The 25,015-nt window shown below is 60.6% G+C and carries 27 protein-coding genes and 1 tRNA gene; 18 read left to right on the forward strand and 10 right to left on the reverse strand.

Features of this window, described 5'->3' with window-relative positions; all coding sequences use genetic code 11:
• Positions 1-67: 67 nt before the first annotated feature.
• Positions 68-943: a LysR family transcriptional regulator gene (locus ACM3N8_RS02620; protein ID WP_290016835.1), complete on the reverse strand. Its 876-nt coding sequence runs from the start codon at positions 941-943 to the stop codon at positions 68-70.
• 93 nt (positions 944-1,036) lie between these two features.
• On the opposite strand from ACM3N8_RS02620, the gene ACM3N8_RS02625 reads away from it, so the two are divergent.
• Positions 1,037-2,257, forward strand: coding sequence for an MFS transporter (locus ACM3N8_RS02625; RefSeq protein ID WP_290016837.1), 1,221 nt, complete (start codon positions 1,037-1,039; stop codon positions 2,255-2,257).
• 60 nt (positions 2,258-2,317) lie between these two features.
• On the opposite strand, the gene ACM3N8_RS02630 is transcribed toward ACM3N8_RS02625, so the two are convergent.
• The 4 genes from ACM3N8_RS02630 to ACM3N8_RS02645 all read right to left on the reverse strand — a co-directional run bounded on the left by ACM3N8_RS02630 (position 2,318) and on the right by ACM3N8_RS02645 (position 6,575).
• Positions 2,318-2,872 (reverse strand): VOC family protein, encoded by a 555-nt coding sequence (locus ACM3N8_RS02630; RefSeq protein WP_274452111.1) that lies wholly within the window; start codon positions 2,870-2,872, stop codon positions 2,318-2,320.
• Positions 2,866-3,630, reverse strand: coding sequence for a hypothetical protein (locus ACM3N8_RS02635; RefSeq protein ID WP_043136644.1), 765 nt, complete (start codon positions 3,628-3,630; stop codon positions 2,866-2,868). The genes ACM3N8_RS02630 and ACM3N8_RS02635 overlap by 7 nt, the downstream gene beginning before the upstream one ends.
• A 188-nt stretch (positions 3,631-3,818) precedes the next feature.
• Positions 3,819-4,544, reverse strand: coding sequence for an oxygen-insensitive NADPH nitroreductase (nfsA, locus tag ACM3N8_RS02640; protein ID WP_416015416.1), 726 nt, complete (start codon positions 4,542-4,544; stop codon positions 3,819-3,821).
• Between the two features lie 93 nt (positions 4,545-4,637).
• On the reverse strand, positions 4,638-6,575 hold the full coding sequence (locus ACM3N8_RS02645) for a putative bifunctional diguanylate cyclase/phosphodiesterase (RefSeq protein WP_043136650.1): 1,938 nt from the start codon (positions 6,573-6,575) through the stop codon (positions 4,638-4,640).
• A 169-nt stretch (positions 6,576-6,744) separates the two neighbouring features.
• On the opposite strand from ACM3N8_RS02645, the gene ACM3N8_RS02650 reads away from it, so the two are divergent.
• From ACM3N8_RS02650 to ACM3N8_RS02665, 4 genes are all read left to right on the forward strand, one after another.
• Positions 6,745-7,446, forward strand: a complete 702-nt coding sequence (locus ACM3N8_RS02650) for a DUF2982 domain-containing protein (protein ID WP_043555338.1) — start codon at positions 6,745-6,747, stop codon at positions 7,444-7,446.
• Between the two features lie 73 nt (positions 7,447-7,519).
• Positions 7,520-8,458 (forward strand): LysR family transcriptional regulator, encoded by a 939-nt coding sequence (locus ACM3N8_RS02655; protein ID WP_043136656.1) that lies wholly within the window; start codon positions 7,520-7,522, stop codon positions 8,456-8,458.
• Positions 8,459-8,512: 54 nt separating this feature from the next.
• Positions 8,513-9,541 carry a response regulator gene (locus tag ACM3N8_RS02660; protein WP_290016838.1) on the forward strand — a complete coding sequence of 343 codons (1,029 nt, stop codon included), beginning with the start codon at positions 8,513-8,515 and terminating at the stop codon, positions 9,539-9,541.
• A gap of 9 nt (positions 9,542-9,550) precedes the next feature.
• Entirely contained in the window at positions 9,551-9,982 is a 432-nt protein-coding gene (locus tag ACM3N8_RS02665; RefSeq protein WP_416015417.1) for a PAS domain-containing protein, read from the forward strand.
• 72 nt (positions 9,983-10,054) lie between these two features.
• Here the strand turns inward: ACM3N8_RS02665 and ltaE are convergent, their stop codons facing one another.
• The 3 genes from ltaE to ACM3N8_RS02680 all read right to left on the reverse strand — a co-directional run bounded on the left by ltaE (position 10,055) and on the right by ACM3N8_RS02680 (position 12,364).
• A complete protein-coding gene (gene ltaE / locus ACM3N8_RS02670) occupies positions 10,055-11,074 on the reverse strand; it encodes a low-specificity L-threonine aldolase (RefSeq protein ID WP_416015418.1) in 1,020 nt (339 codons plus the stop codon).
• A 90-nt stretch (positions 11,075-11,164) separates the two neighbouring features.
• Positions 11,165-11,866 (reverse strand): short-chain dehydrogenase, encoded by a 702-nt coding sequence (locus tag ACM3N8_RS02675; RefSeq protein ID WP_416015419.1) that lies wholly within the window; start codon positions 11,864-11,866, stop codon positions 11,165-11,167.
• Between the two features lie 90 nt (positions 11,867-11,956).
• Positions 11,957-12,364, reverse strand: a complete 408-nt coding sequence (locus ACM3N8_RS02680) for a helix-turn-helix domain-containing protein (protein ID WP_416015420.1) — start codon at positions 12,362-12,364, stop codon at positions 11,957-11,959.
• 107 nt (positions 12,365-12,471) lie between these two features.
• On the opposite strand from ACM3N8_RS02680, the gene ACM3N8_RS02685 reads away from it, so the two are divergent.
• Positions 12,472-13,371 (forward strand): aldo/keto reductase, encoded by a 900-nt coding sequence (locus ACM3N8_RS02685; protein ID WP_416015421.1) that lies wholly within the window; start codon positions 12,472-12,474, stop codon positions 13,369-13,371.
• Between the two features lie 81 nt (positions 13,372-13,452).
• Here the strand turns inward: ACM3N8_RS02685 and ACM3N8_RS02690 are convergent, their stop codons facing one another.
• Complete coding sequence (locus tag ACM3N8_RS02690; protein ID WP_080741091.1) at positions 13,453-13,731, reverse strand: RNA recognition motif domain-containing protein; 279 nt, start codon at positions 13,729-13,731, stop codon at positions 13,453-13,455.
• A 218-nt stretch (positions 13,732-13,949) separates the two neighbouring features.
• A complete protein-coding gene (locus ACM3N8_RS02695) occupies positions 13,950-14,492 on the reverse strand; it encodes a hypothetical protein (protein ID WP_416015422.1) in 543 nt (180 codons plus the stop codon).
• 167 nt (positions 14,493-14,659) lie between these two features.
• Between ACM3N8_RS02695 and mepA the strand changes: the two genes are divergently transcribed.
• From mepA to nuoF, 12 genes are all read left to right on the forward strand, one after another.
• Entirely contained in the window at positions 14,660-15,427 is a 768-nt protein-coding gene (gene mepA / locus ACM3N8_RS02700; RefSeq protein WP_290016846.1) for a penicillin-insensitive murein endopeptidase, read from the forward strand.
• A gap of 42 nt (positions 15,428-15,469) precedes the next feature.
• Positions 15,470-16,075, forward strand: coding sequence for a LemA family protein (locus ACM3N8_RS02705; protein ID WP_172955367.1), 606 nt, complete (start codon positions 15,470-15,472; stop codon positions 16,073-16,075).
• Positions 16,072-16,809 carry a TPM domain-containing protein gene (locus tag ACM3N8_RS02710; RefSeq protein WP_290016848.1) on the forward strand — a complete coding sequence of 246 codons (738 nt, stop codon included), beginning with the start codon at positions 16,072-16,074 and terminating at the stop codon, positions 16,807-16,809. The genes ACM3N8_RS02705 and ACM3N8_RS02710 overlap by 4 nt, the downstream gene beginning before the upstream one ends.
• A 29-nt stretch (positions 16,810-16,838) precedes the next feature.
• Positions 16,839-17,456 carry a TPM domain-containing protein gene (locus ACM3N8_RS02715; RefSeq protein ID WP_274452118.1) on the forward strand — a complete coding sequence of 206 codons (618 nt, stop codon included), beginning with the start codon at positions 16,839-16,841 and terminating at the stop codon, positions 17,454-17,456.
• A gap of 177 nt (positions 17,457-17,633) precedes the next feature.
• A tRNA-Ser gene (locus ACM3N8_RS02720) sits at positions 17,634-17,721 on the forward strand.
• Between the two features lie 321 nt (positions 17,722-18,042).
• Positions 18,043-18,801 carry a flagellar motor protein gene (locus ACM3N8_RS02725; protein WP_043555316.1) on the forward strand — a complete coding sequence of 253 codons (759 nt, stop codon included), beginning with the start codon at positions 18,043-18,045 and terminating at the stop codon, positions 18,799-18,801.
• Positions 18,776-19,654: a flagellar motor protein MotB gene (locus ACM3N8_RS02730; protein ID WP_043555315.1), complete on the forward strand. Its 879-nt coding sequence runs from the start codon at positions 18,776-18,778 to the stop codon at positions 19,652-19,654. Before ACM3N8_RS02725 ends, ACM3N8_RS02730 begins: the two co-directional genes overlap by 26 nt.
• Before the next feature lie 313 nt (positions 19,655-19,967).
• Positions 19,968-20,372, forward strand: a complete 405-nt coding sequence (locus ACM3N8_RS02735; RefSeq protein ID WP_042865893.1) for an NADH-quinone oxidoreductase subunit A — start codon at positions 19,968-19,970, stop codon at positions 20,370-20,372.
• Positions 20,373-20,401: 29 nt separating this feature from the next.
• The gene (locus ACM3N8_RS02740) at positions 20,402-21,076 is read left to right on the forward strand and encodes a NuoB/complex I 20 kDa subunit family protein (protein WP_042034369.1); all 675 of its coding nucleotides are present in this window, start codon (positions 20,402-20,404) and stop codon (positions 21,074-21,076) included.
• Positions 21,077-21,078: 2 nt separating this feature from the next.
• Positions 21,079-22,884 carry an NADH-quinone oxidoreductase subunit C/D gene (gene nuoC, locus ACM3N8_RS02745; RefSeq protein WP_098984344.1) on the forward strand — a complete coding sequence of 602 codons (1,806 nt, stop codon included), beginning with the start codon at positions 21,079-21,081 and terminating at the stop codon, positions 22,882-22,884.
• Between the two features lie 62 nt (positions 22,885-22,946).
• Positions 22,947-23,489: an NADH-quinone oxidoreductase subunit NuoE gene (gene nuoE, locus ACM3N8_RS02750; RefSeq protein ID WP_043136692.1), complete on the forward strand. Its 543-nt coding sequence runs from the start codon at positions 22,947-22,949 to the stop codon at positions 23,487-23,489.
• 67 nt (positions 23,490-23,556) lie between these two features.
• Entirely contained in the window at positions 23,557-24,942 is a 1,386-nt protein-coding gene (nuoF, locus tag ACM3N8_RS02755) for an NADH-quinone oxidoreductase subunit NuoF (protein WP_043136999.1), read from the forward strand.
• Positions 24,943-25,015: the final 73 nt, after the last annotated feature.

Raw genomic sequence — 25,015 nt, forward strand, 5'->3', positions numbered from 1 at the left:
AGGCTCTAAAGGCGACTTGAACTAATACTAACAAACTTTTGCCTGATAGCCTTTCCTTCTTGGCCATTTATGGCCGGGCCTGCGCCAGCAAAAAATCCCGCAAGGCGCGGTTCGCCATGGAGAGCGGATCCCCCCGCCGCCACGCCACGCAAAGATCGAGGAAAATGGGCGGAGCAAACGGCACGCCGGTCAAGGCAGTCTCCTCGTCCAGCACCATCCGCAGGAAAGTTGTCACCGCAAATCCCTGCTTTACCACCGCCTTGAGCAGCGGGATGAGGTTGCTCTCGAAGGCGATATTGGGCTCACAGCCCAGCCCCTGCGCCAATGCTTCCATGTGCTCGCGGTGGTAGAAACCGCGCCGGAACATGGCCAGCTCCTGGCTGAAAAACTGGGTCAGGGAGACGGCCGGGGCCTGCCGCAGCGGGTGCTCCTCCCCCACCACCATCAACATCTCTTCACGCAGCAGTTGGGCCCCTTCCAATGCAGGCGGCAGATCGCTGGTGATCAGGATGGCGAGATCCAGGGTGCCATCCACCATGCGGCTCAGCAGCTCACGCGAGCCCGCCTCCTCCACCCGGATCTTGAGGCCGGGATAGCGATGCTTGAAGGCCATCAGGATCGGCGGAAAGTAGTAAGAGCCCATCATGTAGGGAATGCCGATACGCACCTCACCACGCTCCAGCCCTTTCAGTTCGGCCATCTCGGCTTCCGCCTGGTGCATCTGCAACAACAGTCGCTCGGCATGACGGCAGAGTACCTCCCCCTCCGGGGTGAGCCGCACTGTGCGATCCTGCCGGTCAAACAGCCGCAACTCGAGCTGTTGTTCCAGCTTGGCGATGGCCATGCTGATGGCGGGCTGGGCAATATGGAGGCCATTGGCCGCTTTAGTGAAGGAACCGGCATCCCGCACCGCCAGCAAATAGGTGAGCTGTTTCAAATCCATATCAATTAATCTTATTAGTTGGATAACTTAAATATATTATATTTATGCTCTGCGGCGCACTACTCTGCACAAAAGCCGTCAGGACAACCGCATATGATCGAAGTAGGCAGCCGCGAATGGATACGCGCCACCCTGGCCCTGAGCCTGGGTTCCTTCCTGGTGTTTCTCAACCTCTACCAGACCCACCCCCTGCTGCCATTGCTGGCAGATGTCTTCTCTGTCAGCTCGCTGGCGGCGGGCTGGACACTGGCTGGCTGCACCGCAGGTCTGGCCGCCTCGCTGCTGCTCTGCGCCCGCCTCGCGGACAGGTTCGGTCGGCGACGGATCATGCTGTGGAGCCTGGCCGGCGCCATACTGCTCTCCCTGCTCATCAGCCTGGTGAACCAGTTTGAATCGCTGTTGCTGCTGAGGATACTGCAAGGGGTGTTGCTGGCCGGGCTGCCCGCCACCGCCATCGCCTACATGGGAGAAGAGTTCAGCAAGCGCGCCCTGCTCTCCGCAGTCGGCGTCTACATCGCCGCCAACTCGCTCGGCGGGATCGCCGGCCGGGTGGTCGGTGGTCTGCTGGCCGGCTGGTTTGGCGACTGGCAGCACACCTTTCTCGGCATAGGCCTGATAAGCCTGACCCTGCTGCCCCTCGTCATCTGGTTATTGCCGGCCCAGACCCGTTTCGTGCCCGTCATCGCCGAGCCGGGCCAGTTCCGGCAGGCCATCAGCAGCCACCTCGGCAACCCGCTGCTGGTCGGTGCCTATCTCATCGGCGGGCTCAACTTCATGGTGTTTTTGAACCAGTACAGCTACCTCACCTTCCTGCTGGCCAAGGCCCCTTTCTCCCTGCCCACCCAGTGGCTCGGCATGCTGTTCCTGACCTATCTGTCGGGTACGGTCGCCTCCTCCCTGAGTGGTCGCTGCGCCCACCGCTGGGGGGCACAGCGCCTGCTGCTGGCGGGGATCTCGCTGATGGCGCTGGGCAGTGCGCTGCTGTTGCACGGCTCGCTGGCGGCCATATTGACGGGGCTGCTCATCTCGAGCTTCGGGTTCTTTCTCGCCCACGCCTGTGCCAGTGCCTGGGTCGGCCAGCACGTGGAACACAACCGGGCGCTCGCCTCATCACTCTATCTGGTGGGGTATTATCTGGGTGCCAGCCTGGGAGGCCTCTACCTGCATCCCTTCTGGGAGCGGGGTGGCTTGGGGGGATTGGTGCTCGGCATCGAGCTGGTGCTGGTGATCACCGCGGGCTTGAGCCTCTGGCTCGGTCACTTGAAGGGGCGTAACACCCGCCCCCTCTCCTTACGCCATCGTAGTCACGGGTAGCGGCCCCCACGCCTACACAGCATCATCATCAAGGGGCACCCGTGCCCGCGCTCGCATCAATCAGAGGTTGTCGTAATAATCGGCGGGCACAGGCACCACGGCGCCAGTGTGCAGCTCTTCCTCGATCACCTCGGCCAAAGAGCGCAGGTGAAACTTGATCTGGCCCGATGTCAGCATCAAGCCCACGTCAGGGTTGCGGAGATCATCCATGTTGCCAGTCTTGAACGGCACATCGGGATGCGCGGCCACCAGCGCCGGCAGTGACGGCACCACCAGCTCTATGTGCTCCAGCCCCGCCTGATGGCTGCGACCCGGTTTGGGCGCCGCCAGTTCGATGCAGGGCACGCTGACGTCGCCACAGCACACGGGATGATGCAGCTGGTAGGTGGCAATGGGACGCCCCCCTATCATGCCTTCCACCAGCAGGGCACCGTGCGCCACCAGAGTCTGTTTCAGGGCCTGATATTCGACCAGCGTGGCCGCACGGTAACAGAGGTGGTCAACGTCGATGGCATCGACATGGACGGCCCGTTGCGCCAGTTCAGCCAGCAGCTGGCAAACAAATGGGGCCATGGGCCCCAGTGTGGTATCGAGTGGGTGGGACATGATCACCATTTCTTCTTGGGTTGGAACAGGACGTCCAGCTCGTCCGCCTCTTTATCCTTGATGTTCTGCAGCTCCTTCTCGCTGTGCTGCTGCAGGTGGGCATCCAGTCCGGCCAGTCCCTGGCGCATGTCTTCTTCACGGGCCATCAGGTAGGGATCCTTGTCAGACACCCCGGCCAATGCGGAGAGTCCCTTGGTATAGAGCTGACGACAGGTACCATATTGCCCCTGGATCTGGGCATCCATGGCCCGCTTGACCAGATTGGAGATGTTGATCTTGAGCTGCATCAGCTCGAGCCGACGCTCCTCCTGGGCAAAACCGTGGGGATCTATCTTGCCCTTGTTGTGCTCGACCCGCAGCACGGCCCGCATCTTCTTGACCAGTTGCAGCATCTGAATGGCCTGGCGGTCGGATTCGGGCGTCTTGAAATGCCCCTCATCCTGGCTGCTGTAATTCTCCTGCACATTCTTGATCTGGGTCTGCACGTCTGCGATGCGCTGCTTGATCTGGCCATTGGGCATCACCAGGGCGATCGCCCGGTACGCATCCAGAATACGGTGTTGCAGCAACAGCACTATGTTCTTGGAGAAGGGCACCAAGTTGACATTCAGCAGCACCTCTTCGGTTTCATCCGCCACTGCCTTATGACGAGCGATGGCATGGCGTTTGTCGGCCTCTGCCTTCTGCTTATATTGCTGCATCACGTTATAGGCGATCACCAGAAACAGGAGTGCGCCAATAGACAGCAATACCAAGGTTAAAATCATAGGATGTTCAAACTCCTGTCCCAATCCAATTGCGTGATCCTACAACAGCTTACCCACTTAAGGTAGTCCGCACCGCCGCGCTTACCCACGATTTATTGCGCTTTGGAGCCACAAATCGGCAGCGGAGATCAGGATCACGCAGCGATGGCAACACTGCCATTACCTCATAGTATCGCCCATCGGGCCCATTACTTGAGGTTGAACCCTTTCGATTGCAGGAATTCCTGCATGAAGGGGCGCGCCTCCTTGCCGAGGATGCCCCGGATCTGGCTGCTCCAGGTCTGCTGCTTGTTATTGCTGCTGCGAGCCTGATAGTAAGCCTCGATCTGCTGATCGTATTGCGCCAGCAAGGGGCGGTCCAGCTCGGCCTGATAGTGGTTTTCGTGCACCACCAGCGCCCGGGGCAAGCGGGGTTTCTGCTCGGGAGCCTGCGCCGGATGGCCAAGACAGAGCCCAAACAGGGGGATCACCTGATGGGGCAGCCCCAGCGCCTCGCTCACGGCGACCGGACTGTTGCGAATGCCACCGATGTAGACGCCACCCAATCCCAGCGATTGGGCGGCCAGCAGGGCATTCTGGGCCATCAGGGCGCCATCGATGGCCCCGATCAGCAGCTGCTCGACAAAACCTGTCTGGGCATCCGGCACGATTTGGCCGTGGCGATGATAATCGGCGCAGAACATCAGAAACTCGGCGGCCTCGGCTACATAGGCCTGATGCCCCGCCAGCTCGGCGAGCCGGGCACGCAGGGCCATGTCGGTCACCCGTATGATGCTGTTCGCCTGCAGGAAACTGGAGCTGGAGGCAGACTGGGCCGCACTCAGGATCTGGTCGAGCTGGCTCGCCGTGATGGGCTCCGGGGTAAATTGACGAATGGATCTATGGGCGAGAATAAGGTCTATGGTCGGGTTCATGATGCCTCCAGGAAGAAGCCCACACTCTACCCAAAAAAACGGAGGGGCCCAAGGCCCCTCGCAGCTGACGATGACAGAGGCACTTCTTTGGCCCTATCCCGCCAGCGGATAGTCGCCCGCCTTGCAGCACACCAGAAAGGCACTGGCCTCCACCTGCTCCACTGTCATCGGCTTGCTGAACAAAAAGCCCTGGAACACGTGACAACCCTGGGCACGCAGCGCGGCGAGCTCATGCTCATCCTCCACCCCTTCGGCCATGATGCCAAGCCCCAGGCTGGTCGCCATGGCGACGGTGGCGCGGATCACCGGCAGGTTCAGCCCCACCACGAACGAGCGATCCAGCTTGATGGTGTCGATCGGCAGTCGGTTCAGGTAGGCCAGCGACGAATAGCCGGTACCAAAATCGTCGATGGCGATCTTGATCCCTTGCTCGCTCAGGGCATCGAGGATCTCGATGCAGCCCTTCATGTCCAGCATAAGGACTGTCTCGGTCAGCTCCAGAGTCAACAGGCTGGCATCCACGCCATACGCCTTGAGCTGCTGAGCCACCAGCTCCGGCAAGGAGGAGGAGAGCTGAAACCCGGACAGATTGACCGAAACCGGCACCCGCACCCGCCACTGCTGCTGCCAATGGGCCATCTGGGCCAAGGCCGTCGAGAGCACCCAGCTGCCGATCTCCCGGATCAGCCCCATCTCCTCGGCCAGCGGAATGAACTCCACCGGCGAGACATGGCCGAGCACAGGGTTGTGCCAGCGCAGCAGGGCCTCGTAACCGAGCAACTTGCCCTTTGCCACATCCACCTGGGGCTGGTAGCAGAGGCTCAGCTCCTGCCGACCTATGGCCTTGGCCAGAAACTGCTTCAGGGTTAGCTTGCGGTGCAGGGTCTGCTGCATGCTGGGGGTGAAACGCTGCCAGCGCAGGCGCCCCATCTGCTTGGCCTGATACATGGCCATGTCGGCGCGGGTGATCAAGTTGTCGCCGTCATCCGCATCGTCCGGGTAGATGGCGATGCCTATGCTGCCACCTATGGTCACCTCGGGCACCCCGCTCAGCTGCAGCGGCTTGGTCATCTGGGAGAGCATGAGATCGGCCACTTCCTGCGCCCGATCGCTGGAGTGTGTCAGCGGCACCAGGGCGGTGAACTCGTCCCCGCCGAGGCGCGCCAGCTCCACATCTCGCGGACAAACCTGCTTGAGCCGACCGGCCACCCGCTCCAGCAGCCGATCCCCGGCCTTGTGGCCATAGTTGTCGTTGACCAGCTTGAAGTTGTCCAGATCCATGAACACCAGCGCGAAACGCCCACCCAGACCGCAATATGCCTCGAGGGATTTCATCAGGCCGTAACGGTTGAGCAACCCGGTCAGCGAGTCGTGCCAGGCCAGATGGCGGTGTTCCAGCTCTTCCAGCTTGCGGTCCGTGATGTCGCGCATGGTGAGCAGGATCTGCGCCCCCTGCTGGATATGACGGAACTGGTACTGGAACCAGCGCATCCCCTTGAGCGTCCGGCACTCCCCCTCGGCCACCACTTCGTCGAGTCGGGAGAGCTTCTGATAGAAGGCTTCGTCATTGCCGGAAAACACCTGGGAAAGCTGGCTGACCTGGCCACCAAAACACATGTCGAAGTGGTGGTTGCCACTCTCCAGCCGCCCCTGATTGTCAAACAGGCAGGCCAGGGTGTCGCCGGTGGCGAGAGAGGACTCCTGATAGAGGGTATCGGCATCGATCACCGCCTCCGTCATCATCATCAGGCGGCCAGCCAGCTGAATGCCGGACAGCCGCAGGTAGATCTGCTTCTTGACGCCCTTGGGCGAGAGAGTCCACCACTCGCTGTAGCTGCGCCCCTGCTGAAAATCACCGAGATAGCGTTGCAGCAACAAGTCGATGGCATCGGCCATGTCGGCCGAGAAGTCGCGCGATTGCAGTTCGGCAAGCGAGCTGGCTTCCCACACCCCCAATGCGGTGCGGTTGGCCCAGTAGATATGATGGTGGCGGATGTCATAAACCCAGATCGGGGTATGCAGCACATCCATCCCGTTCAATAACCGTTCGTCTAGCGTATTCATCTAATATGGTGATTCATGATGTGTGATCACAGGGAAACCCTGCAACAAGACGCCCTATCGGGACGCCCGGTGCTGGTACAAAATCGGATCCAGCCCATAATCTGGAAATAAGCATGCGCACAAGGGCTGACTTCATATGAAAACGCTACATGTGAAACCCATGGTCAGGAAAAACGGACTCACCTTGATATTGTTGGGCATCATAGTAACCATTACTATGATTTTTATACTTTTTTTATTCCGTGAACAACCACTAATCCCCTTCGTCTCCGGCCTGTTGGCGGGTCTGATGATGATATTTATCGGCTCATTGAAGCTGGTTGAACCCCATTTCAGCCTCTCGCTCTGTCACGATTGTTTGCAATATCACCATAAATACGGCGGTTGGATCCTGAAATGGAGAAATATTCAACGTATTGACCAACCACGCATTCATCTGGGCTGGGATCTGGTCGCCCTGCCCTACATAGGTTTGAAGATAAAAGATTACGACGATTTTTTGACATTGATCACACCCAGATTGGCCGTGCGCCTGCTGACCGAACAGCGGGCAGTGCTGTTGCAAGCCCTGCGCAGTGAACGACAAGATTGTGCCAGCGGCGGCTGCGGTGATGCCTTTCAGGGGGAGGGATTGCTGGAAGAGAGCCACTTTCGCTCCCCGTCTGGTCAGCGCTACGAGGGGGTGATCGCCATGCTGGCCAATCGCATGACCCGCTTGCGTGACCTGCTCGGTTACGATCTGCTGGTGCCGGACAACAGCCTGGACCGGGATCCGGCCGAATTTGTCCGCCTGTTGCACCAATACCAGCGGGAGTCGAATCTAATCCAGATCAATTAAACGCCGGATTGCACTTGCCAAGGCGGGCGGCTCTTTTTAAGGTCACTCCCTTGTTACACCCAGAACACCGCTTATGAAGTACATCGAAGAGTTCTATCTGTTCGTCAAGGTGGTGCAAGAGGGAGGCTTCTCCCACGCGGCTGCCGCACTGGGCATGCCTACCGGCACCATCAGTCGACGTATTTCTCAGCTGGAAGAGCAGCTCGGCTGCTCCTTGCTACACAGATCCACCCGCAAACTCCGCCTCACCGACGACGGGCTCAGATATTACGAGCGTCTGTGCACCCCGCTGGCCGAGATTGAGCAGGCCACGGGTGAAATCCAGGGTCGGGAAGCCGACATCAACGGGGTGATCCGCCTCGCCGCGCCCATCGCGCTCTCCAACACCATACTGGTCGACATGCTGGCGGATTTTGGCCTGCACTACCCGGCGGTGCGGTTCGACATCGCCCAGACCAACGACCATCAGCACCTGCTCGACAACGATCGGGATCTGGTGTTTTTCAACGGTGAACTGCCCCAATCCATGACCAATGCCCAGTGTCTCGGTCACATCGAATACGGCCTGTTCGCCTCCAGACTCTATCTGGAGAAGATGGGCACACCGGCGCACCCGGCCCAGCTGGAGGAGCACTCCCTGATCTACTGCTGGCCCCATCAGCACTGGCAACTGACCGGCCGGGACGAGCAGACGGTGCAGATCAAGCGCGCCGCCAAGCTCACCGTCAACCAGACCCAGGCCGCTGTCAGGGCCGCCAGACGGCATCTGGGGATAGTCAATGCACCGCGCCACTACGTGCACCCCTTCCTGCAGGATGAGCAACTGGTCGCCGTGCTGCCGGACTGGAAAACCGGCAATCGCCCCTTCTATATGTTGCGCTGCCAGCCTCAGTTCGCCCCGCTGCGTGTTAAGATGTTCGCTGAATTCGTTGAAAAATACTCAGCGCGCTACCGGAACCATCAATGGGACAACCAATTTTCACCGGCAACCAGTTTGTCCCATTGCATCTGACCGTCAGCGGGCCACACTTATAGCAATCCTCGTTGACCAGGCCAGCCTAACACTATGAATGTATTGATATGTGATGACTCAGGATTCGCTCGTAAGCAGCTGGCCCGCGCCCTTCCTTCCGACTGGGATGTGACGCTGCATTACGCCGCAAACGGGCTCGAAGGGGTGGAACAGGTGCTGATGGGGCATGGCGATCTGATCTTTCTGGATCTGACCATGCCGGAAATGGACGGCTACGGGGTGCTGGAGACACTGCAACAGGAAGGGCTGCGCAACAAGGTGTTCGTCGTCTCTGGCGACATCCAGCCCGAGGCGCATCAAAGGGTCATGAGCCTGGGCGCCCTCGATTTCATCAAGAAACCCGCCGCCCCCGAGACCCTGAGCGCCCTGCTCAGACAACACGGTTTGTGGCAACCCAATGGCGTCGCCGCTGCGCCTGCCTTGCTCGAGGGCCTAGCGGCAGGTGAACCTGATGCCGATGTCGGCATCAAAATCACCCCCGAGATCCGCGACGTTTACCAGGAGCTTGCCAACGTCTCCATGGGCCAGGCCGCCGACCTGCTTGCCCGCCTGCTCAACGCCTTCGTGGTGCTGCCCATCCCCAACGTCAACGTGCTGGAGGTTTCCGAGCTGCACATGGCCCTCTCGGCCGCAGCCGATTCGGATACCCTCTCCGCCGTCTGTCAGGGCTTCATCGGGGCGGGGATCGCCGGCGAAGCGCTGATCCTGTTTCACGACTCCAGCTTCAAGGATCTGGCCCGGCTGATGAACCATCAGGGCGCGCTGGATCGCAATGCCGAGCTGGAACTCTTGATGGACACGGCCAACGTGCTGATCGGCGCCTTCCTGCGCGGTTACGCCAGCCAGCTCGATACCCCCTTCAGCCAAGGTCACCCTGTGGTGCTCGGTCAGCACAGGCCCATCAAGGATCTCATCAACACCAACAAGAGCCGCTGGCGCCGCACCCTGGCCATCGAGATCAATTACCGGGTCCAGGATTACGCGGTGCAGTGTGACCTGCTGCTGCTGTTTACCGAAGATTCCATCGCCACCATGAACAACAAAATCATGCACATGCTCTAGGGAGTGACCATGGAAATTCGTGAATTTCATTGGCTGATGAACATAGTCCAGAACCTGGACGTGGGGCTGGTGGTGCTCGACAAGGAGTACAGGGTGCAGGTATGGAACGGCTTCATGGAGAGCCACAGCGGCCGGCTGGCCGGTGAGGTGCGCGATGGCGTGCTGTTCGATCTCTTCCCCGACGTGGACAGGGCCTGGTTCGAACGCAAGGCCAACATGGTGTTCAAGCTCAACAATCGCGCCTTCAGCACCTGGGAGCAGAAACCCTATCTGCTGCGTTTCTCCAACTATCGCCCCATCACGGGCTCGGCCCCCCACATGTTCCAGAATCTGACCCTGGTGCCGCTGGCCGATTTCGGCGGTCAGGTGACCCATATCGCCGTGATGATCTACGATGCTACCGACGAGGCCATGCTGATGACAGGCCAGCGACAGCCGTGACCAACAACATCATTCAAAAATGAAACAGGGCGCCGCGGCGCCCTGTGTTGTTTCTGTAGTGAACAATCCGTATCAATGCGCTCCTAGGTACTCGGTAAAGGCGTCGATCACCTCTTCGATGTCATCATCGTGGATCTGCAGATGGGTCACCAGCCGCAACTCGCCATAGCCGGAGAAGAGGATCCCCCGCTCCTTCATGAAGGCCAGCAAGGGTGCACTCTCGCCACTCGTCAGTTGCAGAAACACCATGTTGGTCTGCACCTGCGCCAGATCCAGCCTGATGCCGGGCAGCACCGCCAGCCCCTCGGCCAGCCGTCTGGCACGGCGATGATCGTCTGCGAGGCGTACCACATGCTGCTGCAGGGCAAACAGGCCGGCCTGGGCCAGGATCCCCGCCTGACGCATGCCGCCACCCAGCATCTTGCGCAGCCTTCTGGCACGGGCGATGAAGGCATGGGAACCCACCAGCAACGATCCCACCGGCGCCCCCAGCCCCTTGGAGAGGCAGATGGAGACACTGTCAAACGGCGCGACCAGCTCGCGCACCGTATGGCCACTCGCCACCACGGCGTTGAACAGACGCGCGCCGTCCAGGTGCAACTGCAAGCCATGCTCGTCGACAAACTCGCGCATCTCGCGCAGATAAGACAGGGGCAGCACCTTGCCGTTATGGGTATTTTCGAGGCAGACGAGGCGGGTCTGGACAAAATGGGCATCGTCAGGGGCGATGGCCGCCCGCACATCCGCCAGTGCCAGCGAGCCATCGGCCTGCATGGGCACGGGTTGCAGGGCCACAGACCCCAGCACGGCAGAACCCTGCGCCTCGTAGCGATAGATGTGGGCTGCCGAGCCCAGCACGGCCCCTTCCCCTCGCTGGCAATGGCTCATCACCGCCAGCAGGTTGGACATGGTGCCGGACGGCACGAACAGCGCGGCCTCCTTGCCAAGCAGGTCGGCGCCATAGGCTTCCAGCGCATTGACGCCCGGATCCTCCCCATAGACATCGTCCCCGACCTCGGCATGCAGCATGCTCTGGCGCATGGCATCCGTGGGCTGGGTGACCGTATCACTTCGTAAATCGATGTAGCGCATGACATCCCTCCTGGTGCAGGAGGACGACGTTAGCCAGCCCGGGCGGGCTTGGCAAGCAGGGAGTCGCCGGAATGTGAACCCGGTGACGGCTTACCAGGGCAGCGGCTGCCCCTGCAGATCCACAAAAGTGCCGGATTGCGCCAACGACAAACCGGCGATCAGATCCAGCAAACGGGGGGCGACCCAGGCCGGATCCTGCAGGCTGGCGGGGGCCAGCTCATGGAGAAAGGGCTGGTTCATGGGGGTATCCATGGAACCCGGATGCACAGTGATCACCCCGGCACAGGGGAAGCGGTCCCGCCATTCGAGCGCCAGCGTCCAGGCCCCCATGTTGAGGGCCGCCTTGCTCATCCGGTAGCTATAGCGGCTGCCCGTCTCATTGGCGGTCAGGCTGCCGGCCAGATCGGAGAGAGAACAGAGCCACAAGCTGGCATCCGGGGCCATGCGGCGACTCAGGCAGGCGCCGAGGGCCAGATGTGGCCAGGCATTGGCCAGCAGGCTGTCGCACAGCCACTTGGGATTGACCTCCTCCACCCGCCGCTCCGGCATGAAGTTGATGTCGTGCAGCAAGCCTATGGTGTTGATCACCACGTTCGGTAGAGTGGTCGTGTCATAGAGGGTGAACAGCGCATCGAAGGAGAGTGGATCCACCTCCTGCAACGGGAAGTAGCAGGCCGGATCCAGCCCTTTTGGCAGTTGCCTGCCCGCCAGCACCAGCTCCTCGCCTCGGTCCGACAGCTCCCTGGCCAGCGCCGTGCCCAATCCACCACTGCCCAAGATCAGATAGCCCATCACCCTCTCCCCGGATCTGCCGTCTGTTTAGAGGTTATCAGAATAATAACCGGCTGCCGCCAAGAGTTGGTCGGCTATGCCCATCCGGGTTCATGCCTCATTGAGGTGCTTGCCAAATTCGCGCGCCAGTGCCAGATCCAGGAAACCGTCGGCCTTCTTGTGGCTGCGCAGGAACTGGTAGTAGGCGAGCAGGGTGACCAGTTGCCTTTCATCAGGCAAGGATGGCGCCTGCTGCAGCTCCTGCAGCAGGGCGCCTGCGGCGGCCAGCGCCTCCCGATCCACCACTTCTGCCTGTCGGTAAAGATAACCACAGCCGGTAGCAAGCCACTCCAGCGAGCAGTTGGCCCCCATGGCGATCTGGTTTGCCTTGCCAAGGCCGGGCTCGGCCCCCTTCAGATATTTGCGGATCAAGGCTTCGCTCAAGCCGACTTTACGCGCAAACGCGCTGATGCTGCCCGCCCCGATCAGGCTCCGCAACCGCTCGGCAAATCCTTCCATATGTATCCCGTCAGAACCAAAGTTCGAGTGAACAAAAGCCGCATTATTGCCTTGCCAGGCAGAAGAGACCAAGATGCTGGCAGCATTAATTTCCCAAGGAGTCACTCATGTCTGTATCTCGCGTCGCCCTGCACGATCAGGGCCCGACCTTCTCCCGCCTCATCATGGGCTACTGGCGTCTGATGGAGTGGCAACTCTCCCCGGCCGCGCTGCTCGACCTGATGAAGTACCACCTGGATCTGGGAGTGACCACCCTGGATCACGCCGACATCTACGGCGGTTACCAGTGCGAGGAGGCGTTCGGCAAGGCCCTGCGCCTCGAGCCTTCCCTGCGCGAGCGGATGGAGATCGTCAGCAAGTGCGGCATCGCCCTCACCGCCAGGCCGGAACATGCCCTCAACCACTACAACACCGGCAAGGCCCATATCGTCGCCAGCGCCGAGGCCTCCTTGCAAAAGCTCGGCACCGACCATCTTGATCTGCTGCTGATCCACCGTCCGGATCCCCTGATGGATGCCGACGAGGTGGCCGATGCCTTCATCACCCTCAGGCAGGCAGGCAAGATCAAGCACGCCGGGGTATCCAACTTCACCCCTCGCCAGTTCGAGCTGCTGCAGTCGCGCCTGCCCTTCCCGCTGGTCACCAACCAGCTGGAGATCTCGCCGCTGAACCAGAGCACCACCCTGGATGGCACCCTGGATCAATGCCAGCAACTGCGCATCAAACCCATGGCCTGGTCCTGCCTCGGTGGCGGACGCCTGTTCAACGGCCAGGAGTATGCGCCGCTGCGCGCCGAGCTCGAGCAGATCCGCCATGAAGTGGGCGCTCAGCACATAGAGCAGCTGGTCTACGCCTGGGTGATGATGCTGCCAAGCCAGCCGTTGCCGCTGATAGGATCAGGCAAGCGGGAGCGGATCGCCGCCGCCGTGGCCGCCGAATCCATCCAGCTCACTCGCCAGCAGTGGTTCCGCATTCGCAAGGCGGCGCTCGGGTATGACGTGCCCTGACCCTGAGTGATAGCGGCATGGCGCCGCACCAACAAAAACGGCATGGGGGATACCCATGCCGTTTTGCATTATCGAGGCAACTCAACGATGACGCTGGGGGCGACCACGTGGTGCATCTGTCTTCGGTTTGGCTTGGTTGACTGTGATGGTGCGGCCACCGATTTCGGTGCCATGCAAACCGGCGATGGCCTTCTCGGCATCGCCATTGACAGGCATTTCAATAAAGCCAAACCCCTTGGACTGACCGGTATCGCGATCGATGATGATATCGACCTTTTCTACCTGCCCAAATTGGCTGAACACGGTTGTCAGTTCGTCGGCCGTCATCCGGTACGACAGATTACCTACGTAAATCTTCATGCCATCCACTCTCGATTCAAGGTGCCTTCTCTATCCAATCACCAACACAGAAGTAAGGGCACAACCTCCATGCCGGACCTGCCAGGGCATCATGCCGAGGCACTCCCCGTCCTGTTCACTCAAGTCATTGATCTCTTGGGCGAACAGAACAGGCAAGATCAATTCGAGTCACTGGCAGTATCTGAGCTTTGAGGTGGATTGTCGAGAAAATAGTCAGCTCAAATGGGGAGCAGCGCCTTGAGTATCTCCTTGAGTGCACGGCGACCGTGCCAGGCCCGTTTAAAGCCAAAGCGATAAATGCCGGGCGCGACCTCGTGGGTCCCCTCACGGCCAAGCCCCATCAGTTTGGTCGCCGCCGCGAGCTGCTCGCCATCGAGCCGGAGATCCAGGCTGAACTCCAGCCACTGGCCGTCGTGGCCCACCTTGCGATCCCGCTCTATGCCGACCAGGGCCGCTCTTGGCAGTGCCAGCGCCCTGTCCTCGCTGCCATTGAGCAGATAGAGGCGCTCATCGTCCCAGGCGAGCTCGGCCAGTCGCCAGCGCTGCCAGTTGCGAGGCAGCACCATCATCAGCAGCACTATGCCGCCAAACACCAGACCCACCCAGGGCAGCAGCCCCATCGTCGGATAACCCAGGCCGACGGCGGCAAACACGGTTACCAGACTCGCCAGCAGCAAGACCCCCATCACAGGATAGAAACGTCGGGCGGGAGGCATCAGGCAACAGAGCCCCGCCTTCTCCACCAGCTCACTCACCTTCATCTCCTTCTCCTCATGCTCTCGCGCGCTCACCTGGCTGTGGCGTGCATTGTGCGGGAGCCGGACGCCAAGATGCAACCCGACCGGCAAGTCGGATGACGACCTTGCCAGACTCTTGATATGATTGGGGTTATCTGAGCCCACCTCTTAGCGTGATTGTCGGGAGTCTCATGCTTGCTACCACCCTGCTCTTCATGGCCAGTGCCCTGCATACCGGGACCAGCCGCCCGATCGATCCCGAAGCCATTGGTGGCTATTCGGCCGGCTGCCTCAAAAATGGCATGGCCCTGCCGCTGACAGGGCCCGGCTATCAGGTGATCCGCAGCAAACGGCTGCGCTACTACGGTCACCCCGACCTTATTCACTACCTCACTACCCTGGCAAACCAGACCCGGATGGCCGGCATGCCGGATCTCTATATCGCCGATCTGGCCATGGCCCACGGCGGCCCGTTCAGCTCGGGCCATCGCAGCCACCAGACCGGGCTCGATGCCGACATCTGGTTTCGGATGGCCAACCAGCCCATCAGCAAATGGGAGCAGGATGCCCCCAGGGAGTGGGCACTGATCGACGAGCCCAGTTACCGGGTCTTGCCGGGACGCTTCGGCCCCCAGCAACTGGAACTGCTGCGTCTCGCGGCCAGCAAGCCCGAGGTGGCCCGCATCTTTATCAACCCTGTGCTCAAGGGCGAGGTGTGCAAACGGGCCGCCGACGAACCCTGGGTCGCCAAGCTGCGTCCCTGGGTCGGCCACTTCAGCCACTTCCATGTGCGCCTGCGCTGTCCGGCTGGCAGTCCGGATTGCCAGCCCCAGGCCCCTATCCCGCCCGGCAATGGCTGCGGCGCCGAACTGGCCTCCTGGCTCAAGGACAAGCCGCAATTGCCCAAGGTCTCGATGGCGTACAGCAAACCCAGGCTGCCCGCCCGTTGTGGCAGTTGACCACAAGCTGTTATGGTGCACCTATATCCGCTAGAAATTTCAATGGAGAACAACAAGATGGCCACTTCACTCTGGCGCAGGACAACGCAGAGCCTGTTGACCCTGACCCTGCTGCTGGGACTGACGGGTTGCGGCATGAACAACATTCCGACCCTGGATGAACAGGTCAAGGCGAGCTGGGGCCAGGTCGAGAACCAGTACCAGCGCCGGGCCGATCTCATTCCCAATCTGGTGGCCACCGTCAAGGGCTATGCCAGCCATGAGCAGGAGACCCTGAAAGCGGTCACCGATGCCCGTGCCCGGGTCGGCAGCGTGCAGGTGAGCGATCCCGCCCAGCTCAAGGAGTTTGAAGCGGCCCAGAACCAGCTCTCCAGCGCCCTCTCCCGGCTGATGGTGGTGGTCGAACGCTATCCGGATCTGAAGGCGGATCAGCAGTTCCTCACCCTGCAGGCCCAGCTGGAAGGCACCGAGAACCGTATCTCTGTGGCCCGGCGCGACTACATAGAGGCGGTGCGCCAGTTCAATACCGAGATCCGCACCTTCCCCGGCGTCATCTGGTCCAAGTTGCTCTACTCGGATCTGGAAGCCAAACCTAGCTTCAGTGCCAAGCCAGGTGCCGATGAGGCGCCCAAGGTCAGCTTCCAATGAGCAGGCTTGTTCGCTGGCTGTTGCCCTGTCTGCTGCTGTGGACGGCGGCGCTGCAAGCCGCCCCTACCTTTCCGGCCCTCAGCGGCCGGGTGGTGGACGAGGCGAACCTGATGTCCCGCAAGCAGGCCCATCAGCTGACCCAGCAACTGGCCGCGTTTGAAAAACGCAGCGGCATCCAGCTGGTGGTGGTCTCCATCGACACGCTGGATGGCGACACCATAGAGGAGTACGGCTACCAGCTCGGCCGCCACTGGGGCATAGGTCAGAAGGGCAAGAACAACGGCGTCCTGCTGCTGATCGCCCAGGATGAACGCAAGGTGCGCATCGAGGTGGGTTATGGGCTGGAAGGTGCCCTGCCCGACGCCATTGCGGCCAACATCATCCAGACCCGGATCCTGCCCGCCTTCAAGCGTGGCGACATGGTCGCCGGCGTGGTCGCCGGCAGCCGGAGCATCATGCAGGCGCTGGCGGGTGAGTACACGCCGGTGGACACCGACAAACAGGAAGGCAAGCTGGGCGGCCCCTGGCTGTTCATCCTGATGGTGATTGTGATGCTAGTGCTGCACAACCTGCGCGGCGGTGGCGGAGGGGGTGGCAGCGGTGGCCGACGCCGCGCGGCCTTGCTGACCGGAGGCTTCGGGGCCGGCAGCTTCGGTGGCCGTGGCGGCAGCGGTGGCGGTTTCAGCGGGGGCGGCGGCAGTTTTGGCGGCGGCGGAGCCTCCGGTGGTTGGTAACAGGAATACAGGAATGAAGAGACGACACCATGATTTCTAAACAGTTCTTCCACACGCTGCAGGCCAAGGTTCGCGAGGCTGAGCTGGAAACGGATGCTGAACTGGTCACAGTGCTGGCGCCAGCCAGTGACGGTTATCGCTATATTCCCACCCTGTGGGCAGCGCTGATTGCCATGCTCACACCCCTGCTGGTGTTTGAGCTCGGCTTCTGGCTCGGCTGGTACGAGATCCTGCTGGCACAGTGGTCGGTCTGGCTGCTGCTGAGCCTGTTGTTCCACTGGACCCCCATCAAGATGTACCTGATCCCGAAAAAGGTACGCCGGCACAGGGCGGCGCTGATGGCTCGCCTGCAGTTTATCGAACAGGGTCTGCACCGCACCCGTGACCGGCTGGGGGTGCTGATCTTCGTCTCGGTGGCCGAGCACTACGTGGAGATACTGGTGGACGACGGCATAGCCCAGCACATCGACAATGCCCAGTGGCAGGCGATCATCGACGACTTCACCCAACGGGTGCGCAACCGGGAAGTGGAGCAGGGATTCATCGAGTGCGTGGAGCGCACCAGCGCCATCCTGACCGATGCCTTCCCGGCGACCCGGGATCAGAATGAGCTGCCCGACAGCCTGATCATCCTCGACAAGCCCTGATCGGGTTTAAAAAACCGGCATTCTGTTCAAGGGATAGGCATCCGATAAAGATTATGAAAAATAAGGGGAAAAGTGGTTGACCCCGGCAGCCCTTTCCCCTAAATTACGCCCCGTTCCAGCGCAACGGCGCAGCGAACGCAGTGTTGGCCAAACACGTTAAACTCTGGTCAAAAATTTGGTGAGGTGTCCGAGTGGCTGAAGGAGCACGCCTGGAAAGTGTGTATACGGCAACGTATCGAGGGTTCGAATCCCTCCCTCACCGCCAAATTACAAAGCCCGACCCACTGGTCGGGCTTTTTGCTTTCTGGCCTGGGCCATCGGCTCTCGAGCGGCTAATGCTCTCACCGCCCGCTCGAAAAACACCGGCATGACCCTGAGGGCATTCTTCATATCAGGCGTCCTTGTTCCTCGGTATCACAATGCCTGGTTTCTCGCCCTGTCCAGATAGATGTTCCGCCCTACGCCGTTAAATATTTTCCCGCCGGACCCGGCTCTGATTTATTGCACACCGATTGGATATCATTTTGAAAAACTGATACTTAAATAGCTACACTAGCCATTATCAATATTCAGGGACGTACAAAGAATGAGCTTGATTGGCCTGATTTTTGCAATAATCTGTATCCTTGGCGGTAACATCATCGAGGGGGGCCATCCCAGCGCCCTGCTCGATCTGCCAGCCTTCCTCATAGTGATAGGCGGTACTGTCGGTGCCGCACTGACCCAGTTTCCCTTCTCCGTCGTCGGTAAAACCTTCAAGCGCTTCAAGTGGCTGCTTGCCCCCCCCAAACTCGACATGCTGGAACAGGCGCAGTTGCTGGAAACCCTGGCCGGCAACGCCAGACGCAGCGGCATGCTGGCCCTGGAAGGCATGATCGACGAGATCAAGGATCCCTTCCTGCAAAAAGGGGTACAGATGATGGTCGATGGCTACGAGAAGACCAAGATCCACGAGGTATTGGAGAACGAGATCGAGTTCGAGCATGAGGATCTCGAGCAGACCGTCAAATTCTACGAGGCCATGGGCGGCTACTGCCCGACCATGGGGATAGTGGGCGCGGTATTTGGCCTGATCCACGCCATGGGCCTGCTGGATGCCCCTGACAAACTGGGTGGTGCCATCGCAGTGGCCTTCATCGCCACCATCTACGGGGTGGGTGCCGCCAACCTGATCTTTCTTCCCTTCGGTAACCGCTACAAGGGGTTTGCCCATGACATCCGCCACTACAAGGAGATGACCTTGACCGGCATCCTCTGCATCGTGGATGGCGAGTCGCAAGCCCGGTTACAAGTTACCCTCGAACCTTATCTGGGAGGCCATGGTGGCCAAAAAGAAAAAGCCTGAAGCGCCGGAGAACCACGAACGCTGGCTGGTTTCCTATGCCGACTTCATGACCCTGTTGTTCGCCCTGTTCGTGGTGCTCTACTCCTTTGCCATGGCCAAACAGTCCGAGACCCGGGTGCTGATCCAGGGCTTCATCGAGTCGCTGGGTAAAATCGGCCTCATCTCTCCACCCGCGGGTTCCCCTGTGATGCAGGGCGGCACCGGGATCTTGGAGCCGGAATCCAGAACGGCCCCCAGCAGCCCGGATAAAGAAACCGTGCTGGAAAAAGAGGCACCGACCGCGGCGGCAGATCCCTTTAACGAAACCATAGGGGCCTCGGAGAAGCCGAGTGCCACCGAGGCCTGGCCGCACAAGACCAAGGAACAGGAGTGGGTACAGGTCACCAAGAAGAAACTCGAGCAGCAGCTCAAGGCACAGATTGAATCCAAGGATCTGGAGGTGGAGCAGCTCGGCAGCCAGCTGGTGATCCGCATCGGCGAGAAGGCGCTGTTCCCGGCCGATTCGGCCTTCCTGCAGCCCCAGTTCATTCCGCTGGTCAGCAAGATCTCCGGCATACTGGCCGACATCCCGGGCAAGGTGGTGGTGACAGGCCACACGGACAACTCGCAGGCGCCGATAGAGCTCTATCGCAGCAACTGGGAGCTGTCGGTGCTGCGCTCGGCCTCCATCGTCCATACCCTGCTCACCAACCCCAAGCTGGACGCAACCAGGGTCATAGCTCAGGGGGTGGCCGATGCCCAGCCGCGCTATGCCAACGACACGCCTGAGCATCGACAGGCCAACCGCCGGGTCGAGATCACCCTCTCCCAAGGCAAGGCTGCCGAAGAGGCGCTCCCCATCCTCAAACCCTGATCAGCAAACCCCGCCCAGCGGGGTTTTCTTTGCATCTCATCCAGCCGTTATCGCCCAAGTCATCCGACCAGCATCCCCTATTTTCCCCGCATGCCACGCCGTACAGGCCCCTGCGGCGCGCCGTTTTCCGGGTCTATTCGCGCCATTGAAAATGATTCTCAAATGAGAAAATTGACCTTGCTAGCAAAAACCGATTTTTCCCCCCATGATTAATAATTAATCCTTTGAAATGACATGTAAATCAGTATGGAAGTGGCATAATGCGTAACACCCTTGTTAAGTCACATGATTAATTCGGTTAGGGAAAACCTATATGTTTGCTGATATTGCTGTCCAGCATTGGGCTTTTGCTATCTATGTCGTTGCAGCCATTTGCCTGTGCCTGATCATGATAGGTCTGGCCGCCTTGCTGGGAGGCCGTGCCTACGGTCGAGCCAAAAACAAGCCCTTCGAATCGGGCATAGATTCGGTTGGCAATGCCCGTCTGCGTTTCTCCGCCAAGTTCTACCTGGTCGCCATGTTCTTCGTCATCTTCGACGTCGAGGCACTCTATCTGTTCGCCTGGTCCGTCTCCGTTCGGGAGAGTGGCTGGGTCGGCTTTATTGAAGCCGCCATCTTTATCACTCTGCTGCTGGTAGGTCTTATCTACCTGTGGCGCATCGGCGCCCTCGACTGGGCACCAAAGAAACGCGTTCTGACTGACAAGAAGCCAGACTGAATTACCGATATTCCCTTTGAGGTTGCACCATGAAGTACACCCTGACCCGGATTGACCCGGATGCGCCGGTTGAGCGCTACCCCCAGGAACAGCGCCAGACAGTCGATGATCCGCTGGCGCAACAGGCTGAACGCGGCATCATGATGGGGCGTCTCGAGGAGGTGTTGCAAGACACCGTCAACTGGGGTCGCAAGAATTCCCTCTGGCCCTACAACTTCGGCATCTCCTGCTGCTACGTGGAGATGTGTACTGCCTTCACCTCCCCCCATGACGTGGCCCGCTTCGGCGCCGAGGTTATTCGAGCCTCGCCGCGTCAGGCCGATTTCATGGTGATAGCAGGGACGCCCTTCATCAAGATGGCACCCGTCATCCAGCGCCTGTACGAACAGCTGCTCGAACCCAAGTGGGTCATCTCCATGGGCGCCTGCGCCAACTCGGGCGGCATGTATGACATCTACTCAGTGGTACAGGGCGTGGACAAGTTCCTGCCGGTCGACGTCTACATTCCTGGCTGCCCGCCCCGTCCCGAGGCCTTCCTGCAAGCCCTGATGCTGCTGCAGGACTCCATCGGCAAGGAACGCCGCCCCCTCTCCTGGGTGGTGGGCGATCAGGGGATCTACCGTCCCCAGATGCAGGCCGAGAAGGAACGCAAGCGCGGCGAGCGGATCAACGTTACCAACCTGCGCACGCCGGATGAGATCTGATCATGAAACTGACTCGAGAATTCCCCAGTAACTACACCATGGCCCAGTGGCAACCGAGCGATCACCAGGATGCCCAGGTGGTCGGCGAGCTGTTTGCCCACTTTGGCGCCGAGCGCTTCACCGTTCAGACCACCCGCACCGGCGTGCCCGTGGTCTGGCTCTCCCGCGAGCTGCTGCTGGACGTGATCGGCTTCTTGCGCAAGCTCCCCTCCCCGTTCGTGATGCTGTTTGATCTCAGCGCCACCGACGAGCGGATGCGCAGCCATCGCGACGGCCTGCCCGAGAGCGACTTCACCGTTTTCTATCATCTCATCTCCATCGACCGCAACGCCGATGTGATACTGAAGGTGCCGCTCAAAGAGAGCGATCTGAGCCTGCCAACCATCAGCCGCCACTTCCCCAACGCCAACTGGTACGAGCGGGAAGTGTGGGATCTGATGGGCATCAACTTCGATGGTCACCCCCATCTGACCCGCATCATGATGCCCAAGAGCTGGCAGGGTCACCCGCTGCGCAAAGACTATCCGGCGCGCGCCACCGAGTTCGATCCCTTCATGCTCGATGCGGTCAAACAGGATCAGGAGCAGGACAACCTGCTGTTCAAACCCGAAGAGTGGGGCATGAACCGGGGCAACGAGAACGAGGACTACATGTTCTTGAACTTGGGTCCGAACCACCCCTCCGCCCACGGCGCCTTCCGGCTGGTGCTGCAGCTCGATGGCGAGGAGATACGCGACTGCGTGCCCGACATCGGCTATCACCACCGCGGTGCCGAGAAGATGGGTGAGCGTCAGTCCTGGCACAGCTACATCCCCTATACCGACCGGGTCGAGTACCTGGGCGGCGTCATGAACAACCTGCCTTATGTGCTGGCGGTCGAGAAGCTGGCGGGCATCAAGGTGCCAAACCGGGTCGACGTGATCCGGGTGATGCTGGCGGAGCTGTTCCGCATCCAGAGCCACCTGCTGTTCCTCGGGACCTATATCCAGGACGTGGGCGCCATGACCCCCGTCTTCTTCACCTTCACCGATCGCCAGAAGATCTACACCATCATCGAAGCCATCACGGGCGCACGCATGCACCCGGCCTGGTTCCGTATCGGCGGCGTGGCGCACGATCTGCCGGTGGGCTGGGCTCGTCTCATCCAGGATAACCTGCTGAACTGGCTGCCCAAGCGGCTGATGGATTATGAGAAGGCGGCCATGCGCAACAGCATATTGCGCGGCCGCACCATAGGCGTCGCCCCCTATACCACAGAACAGGCATTGGCGTGGGGCATCACGGGGGGCGGTCTGCGCGCCACCGGCCTCAACTTTGACGTGCGCAAATGGCGCCCTTACTCCGGCTACGATCAGTTCGAGTTCGAGGTGCCGGTCGGTGCCAACGGTGATGTTTACGACCGCGGCATGATACGCCTCGAAGAGATGCGCCAGAGCCTGCGCATCATAGAACAGTGTGTGAAGAACATGCCGGAGGGGCCATTCAAGGCGGATCACCCGCTCACCACGCCGCCGCCCAAAGATCGCACCCTGCAAGACATAGAGACTCTTATCACCCACTTCCTGCAAGTGTCCTGGGGCCCGGTGATGCCGGCCGCCGAATCCTTCCAGATGATAGAGGCGACCAAGGGGATCAACAGTTATTACCTGACCAGCGATGGCTCCACCATGAGTTACCGGACCCGGATCCGCACCCCGAGCTTTGCTCACCTGCAACAGATCCCCTCGGTGATCCGGGGCAGCATGGTGTCGGATCTCATCGCCTACCTGGGCAGTATCGATTTCGTTATGTCGGATGTGGATCGTTGAGTAACCGCTGTTACTAAACAACCGTTACGCGACAAAAAGGACAAGCCACAAAAGGTTAAGCCATGAGCCAGCAATGTCAGTGCCAAAACAATCAGACCCCGCAGGGGCAAAGTGAGTGCCAGGGCAAGGGGGACGGCTTCGTCCTGAGCCAGGCCGAACGCGATGCCATCCGGCATGAGATACACCACTACGAAGATCCCCGCGCCGCCAGCATAGAAGCGCTCAAGATAGTGCAGCAGGCTCGCGGCTGGGTACCTGACGGTGCCATCCATGCCATCGCTGCCGAACTCGGCATTCCCGCCAGCGACGTGGAAGGGGTTGCGACTTTCTACAGCCAGATCTTCCGCCAGCCGGTCGGGCGCCACATCATCCGGGTCTGTGACAGCATGGTCTGTTACATCAACGGCCACGAAGGGCTGCTGGCCGGCCTCAAGGAAGTGATGGATCTGGCCCCCGGCCAGACCAGCGCCGACGGCCGCTTCACCCTGCTGCCCGTCTGCTGCCTCGGCAACTGTGACAAGGGGCCGGCACTGATGATCGACGACGACACCTATGGCGGACTCGATGCCATCAGCCTGCTCAAGACCCTGGAGGCCTACCCATGAGTCTTCACGAGGGCAATCTGCCCATGCGCCTTGAACGCAACAAGACCCCGGAGGCCAACCTATGTCCATGAGCCCACGGCCGACCACGCCTCTCGCCTCCATCGGCACGGCCAACCTGATCGCGCGCGCGCCCGAGACCCATCCGCTCACCTGGCGGCTGCGTGACGACGGCCAGCCGGTCTGGCTGGATGAATACCAGAGCAAGCAGGGCTATGATGCTGCCCGCAAAGCCCTCGGCCAGATGAGCCCGGATGAGATAGTCGGCACTGTCAAGGATGCCGGCCTCAAGGGTCGTGGTGGCGCCGGCTTCTCCACCGGGGTGAAGTGGGGCCTGATGCCCAAAGACGAGAGCATGAACATACGTTACCTGCTCTGCAACGCCGACGAGATGGAGCCGAATACCTACAAGGATCGACTGCTGATGGAGCAACTGCCCCACCTGCTGATCGAGGGAATGATCATCTCCGCCAAGGCCCTCAAGGCCTATCGCGGTTACATCTTCCTGCGTGGCGAGTACGTGGATGCCGCCATCAATCTGCGCCGCGCGGTGGAAGAGGCCAAGGCCGCCGGCCTGCTCGGCAAGAACATCCTGGGCTCTGGCTTTGACTTCGAGCTGTTCGTCCACACCGGCGCAGGTCGTTACATCTGCGGCGAAGAGACGGCGCTCATCAACTCCCTGGAAGGGCGCCGCGCCAACCCGCGCGCCAAGCCCCCCTTCCCCGCCGTCTCCGGCGTCTGGGGCAAGCCTACCTGCGTCAACAACGTCGAGACCCTGTGCAACGTGCCCGCCATCATAGGCAACGGGGTTGCCTGGTATCAGGGGCTGGCGCTGCCGGGCTCCGAAGATCACGGCACCAAGCTGATGGGTTTCTCCGGCAAGGTGAACAACCCTGGGGTCTGGGAGCTGCCGTTTGGCATCACGGCCCGCGAGCTGTTTGAAAACTACGCCGGTGGCATGAAGCCCGGCTACCGCCTCAAGGCGTGGCAACCGGGCGGCGCCGGTACCGGCTTCCTGCTGCCCGAGCACCTGGATGCCCAGATGTATGCCGGCGGCATCGGCAAGGTCGGCACCCGCATGGGCACAGGCCTCGCCATGGCGGTGGATGACAGCATCAACATGGTGGGGCTCTTGCGCAACATGGAAGAGTTCTTCGCCCGCGAATCCTGTGGCTGGTGCACCCCCTGTCGCGACGGCCTGCCCTGGAGCGTCAAGCTGCTGCGGGCGCTGGAGCGGGGCGAGGGTCAGCAAGGAGATCTGGCAACGCTGGAACAGCTGGTCAGTTTCCTAGGCCCGGGCAAGACCTTCTGTGCCCACGCCCCTGGCGCCGTCGAGCCGCTTGGCAGCGCTCTCAAGTATTTCCGCGCCGAGTTCGAGGCCGGGATCAAGGGACCGCAGGATAATCACAAGCTGCTCAAAGGGATCCAGCCCAATCTGCTGGGTGAACGCTGGTAAGACGAGGACGCAGGGCCGATGGGCGAAGCCTGATCGGCCGTTTCATGCAACACAGGTGCAAACCAGAGTTCAC

It is taken from the genome of Aeromonas sp. A04, from assembly GCF_047780465.1.
GTDB lineage: Bacteria > Pseudomonadota > Gammaproteobacteria > Enterobacterales > Aeromonadaceae > Aeromonas > Aeromonas bestiarum.

What these genes read in the sequence shown, in the direction of transcription:
- ACM3N8_RS02735 (WP_042865893.1), top strand. Translation starts at nt 19,968, where the DNA reads ATGTTTGCTGATATTGCTGTCCAGCATTGGGCTTTTGCTATCTATGTC.
- nuoE (WP_043136692.1), top strand. Translation starts at nt 22,947, where the DNA reads ATGAGCCAGCAATGTCAGTGCCAAAACAATCAGACCCCGCAGGGGCAA.
- ACM3N8_RS02685 (WP_416015421.1), top strand. Translation starts at nt 12,472, where the DNA reads ATGTCTGTATCTCGCGTCGCCCTGCACGATCAGGGCCCGACCTTCTCC.
- ACM3N8_RS02650 (WP_043555338.1), top strand. Translation starts at nt 6,745, where the DNA reads ATGAAAACGCTACATGTGAAACCCATGGTCAGGAAAAACGGACTCACC.
- ACM3N8_RS02620 (WP_290016835.1), bottom strand. Translation starts at nt 943, where the DNA reads ATGGATTTGAAACAGCTCACCTATTTGCTGGCGGTGCGGGATGCCGGT.
- ACM3N8_RS02710 (WP_290016848.1), top strand. Translation starts at nt 16,072, where the DNA reads ATGAGCAGGCTTGTTCGCTGGCTGTTGCCCTGTCTGCTGCTGTGGACG.
- ACM3N8_RS02740 (WP_042034369.1), top strand. Translation starts at nt 20,402, where the DNA reads ATGAAGTACACCCTGACCCGGATTGACCCGGATGCGCCGGTTGAGCGC.
- ACM3N8_RS02635 (WP_043136644.1), bottom strand. Translation starts at nt 3,630, where the DNA reads ATGATTTTAACCTTGGTATTGCTGTCTATTGGCGCACTCCTGTTTCTG.
- ACM3N8_RS02730 (WP_043555315.1), top strand. Translation starts at nt 18,776, where the DNA reads ATGGTGGCCAAAAAGAAAAAGCCTGAAGCGCCGGAGAACCACGAACGC.
- mepA (WP_290016846.1), top strand. Translation starts at nt 14,660, where the DNA reads ATGCTTGCTACCACCCTGCTCTTCATGGCCAGTGCCCTGCATACCGGG.
- ACM3N8_RS02655 (WP_043136656.1), top strand. Translation starts at nt 7,520, where the DNA reads ATGAAGTACATCGAAGAGTTCTATCTGTTCGTCAAGGTGGTGCAAGAG.
- nfsA (WP_416015416.1), bottom strand. Translation starts at nt 4,544, where the DNA reads ATGAACCCGACCATAGACCTTATTCTCGCCCATAGATCCATTCGTCAA.
- nuoF (WP_043136999.1), top strand. Translation starts at nt 23,557, where the DNA reads ATGAGCCCACGGCCGACCACGCCTCTCGCCTCCATCGGCACGGCCAAC.
- ACM3N8_RS02625 (WP_290016837.1), top strand. Translation starts at nt 1,037, where the DNA reads ATGATCGAAGTAGGCAGCCGCGAATGGATACGCGCCACCCTGGCCCTG.
- ACM3N8_RS02725 (WP_043555316.1), top strand. Translation starts at nt 18,043, where the DNA reads ATGAGCTTGATTGGCCTGATTTTTGCAATAATCTGTATCCTTGGCGGT.
- ACM3N8_RS02675 (WP_416015419.1), bottom strand. Translation starts at nt 11,866, where the DNA reads ATGGGCTATCTGATCTTGGGCAGTGGTGGATTGGGCACGGCGCTGGCC.
- ACM3N8_RS02715 (WP_274452118.1), top strand. Translation starts at nt 16,839, where the DNA reads ATGATTTCTAAACAGTTCTTCCACACGCTGCAGGCCAAGGTTCGCGAG.
- ACM3N8_RS02705 (WP_172955367.1), top strand. Translation starts at nt 15,470, where the DNA reads ATGGAGAACAACAAGATGGCCACTTCACTCTGGCGCAGGACAACGCAG.
- ACM3N8_RS02695 (WP_416015422.1), bottom strand. Translation starts at nt 14,492, where the DNA reads ATGAAGGTGAGTGAGCTGGTGGAGAAGGCGGGGCTCTGTTGCCTGATG.
- nuoC (WP_098984344.1), top strand. Translation starts at nt 21,079, where the DNA reads ATGAAACTGACTCGAGAATTCCCCAGTAACTACACCATGGCCCAGTGG.
- ltaE (WP_416015418.1), bottom strand. Translation starts at nt 11,074, where the DNA reads ATGCGCTACATCGATTTACGAAGTGATACGGTCACCCAGCCCACGGAT.
- ACM3N8_RS02680 (WP_416015420.1), bottom strand. Translation starts at nt 12,364, where the DNA reads ATGGAAGGATTTGCCGAGCGGTTGCGGAGCCTGATCGGGGCGGGCAGC.
- ACM3N8_RS02630 (WP_274452111.1), bottom strand. Translation starts at nt 2,872, where the DNA reads ATGGTGATCATGTCCCACCCACTCGATACCACACTGGGGCCCATGGCC.
- ACM3N8_RS02690 (WP_080741091.1), bottom strand. Translation starts at nt 13,731, where the DNA reads ATGAAGATTTACGTAGGTAATCTGTCGTACCGGATGACGGCCGACGAA.
- ACM3N8_RS02660 (WP_290016838.1), top strand. Translation starts at nt 8,513, where the DNA reads ATGAATGTATTGATATGTGATGACTCAGGATTCGCTCGTAAGCAGCTG.
- ACM3N8_RS02665 (WP_416015417.1), top strand. Translation starts at nt 9,551, where the DNA reads ATGGAAATTCGTGAATTTCATTGGCTGATGAACATAGTCCAGAACCTG.
- ACM3N8_RS02645 (WP_043136650.1), bottom strand. Translation starts at nt 6,575, where the DNA reads ATGGATGTGCTGCATACCCCGATCTGGGTTTATGACATCCGCCACCAT.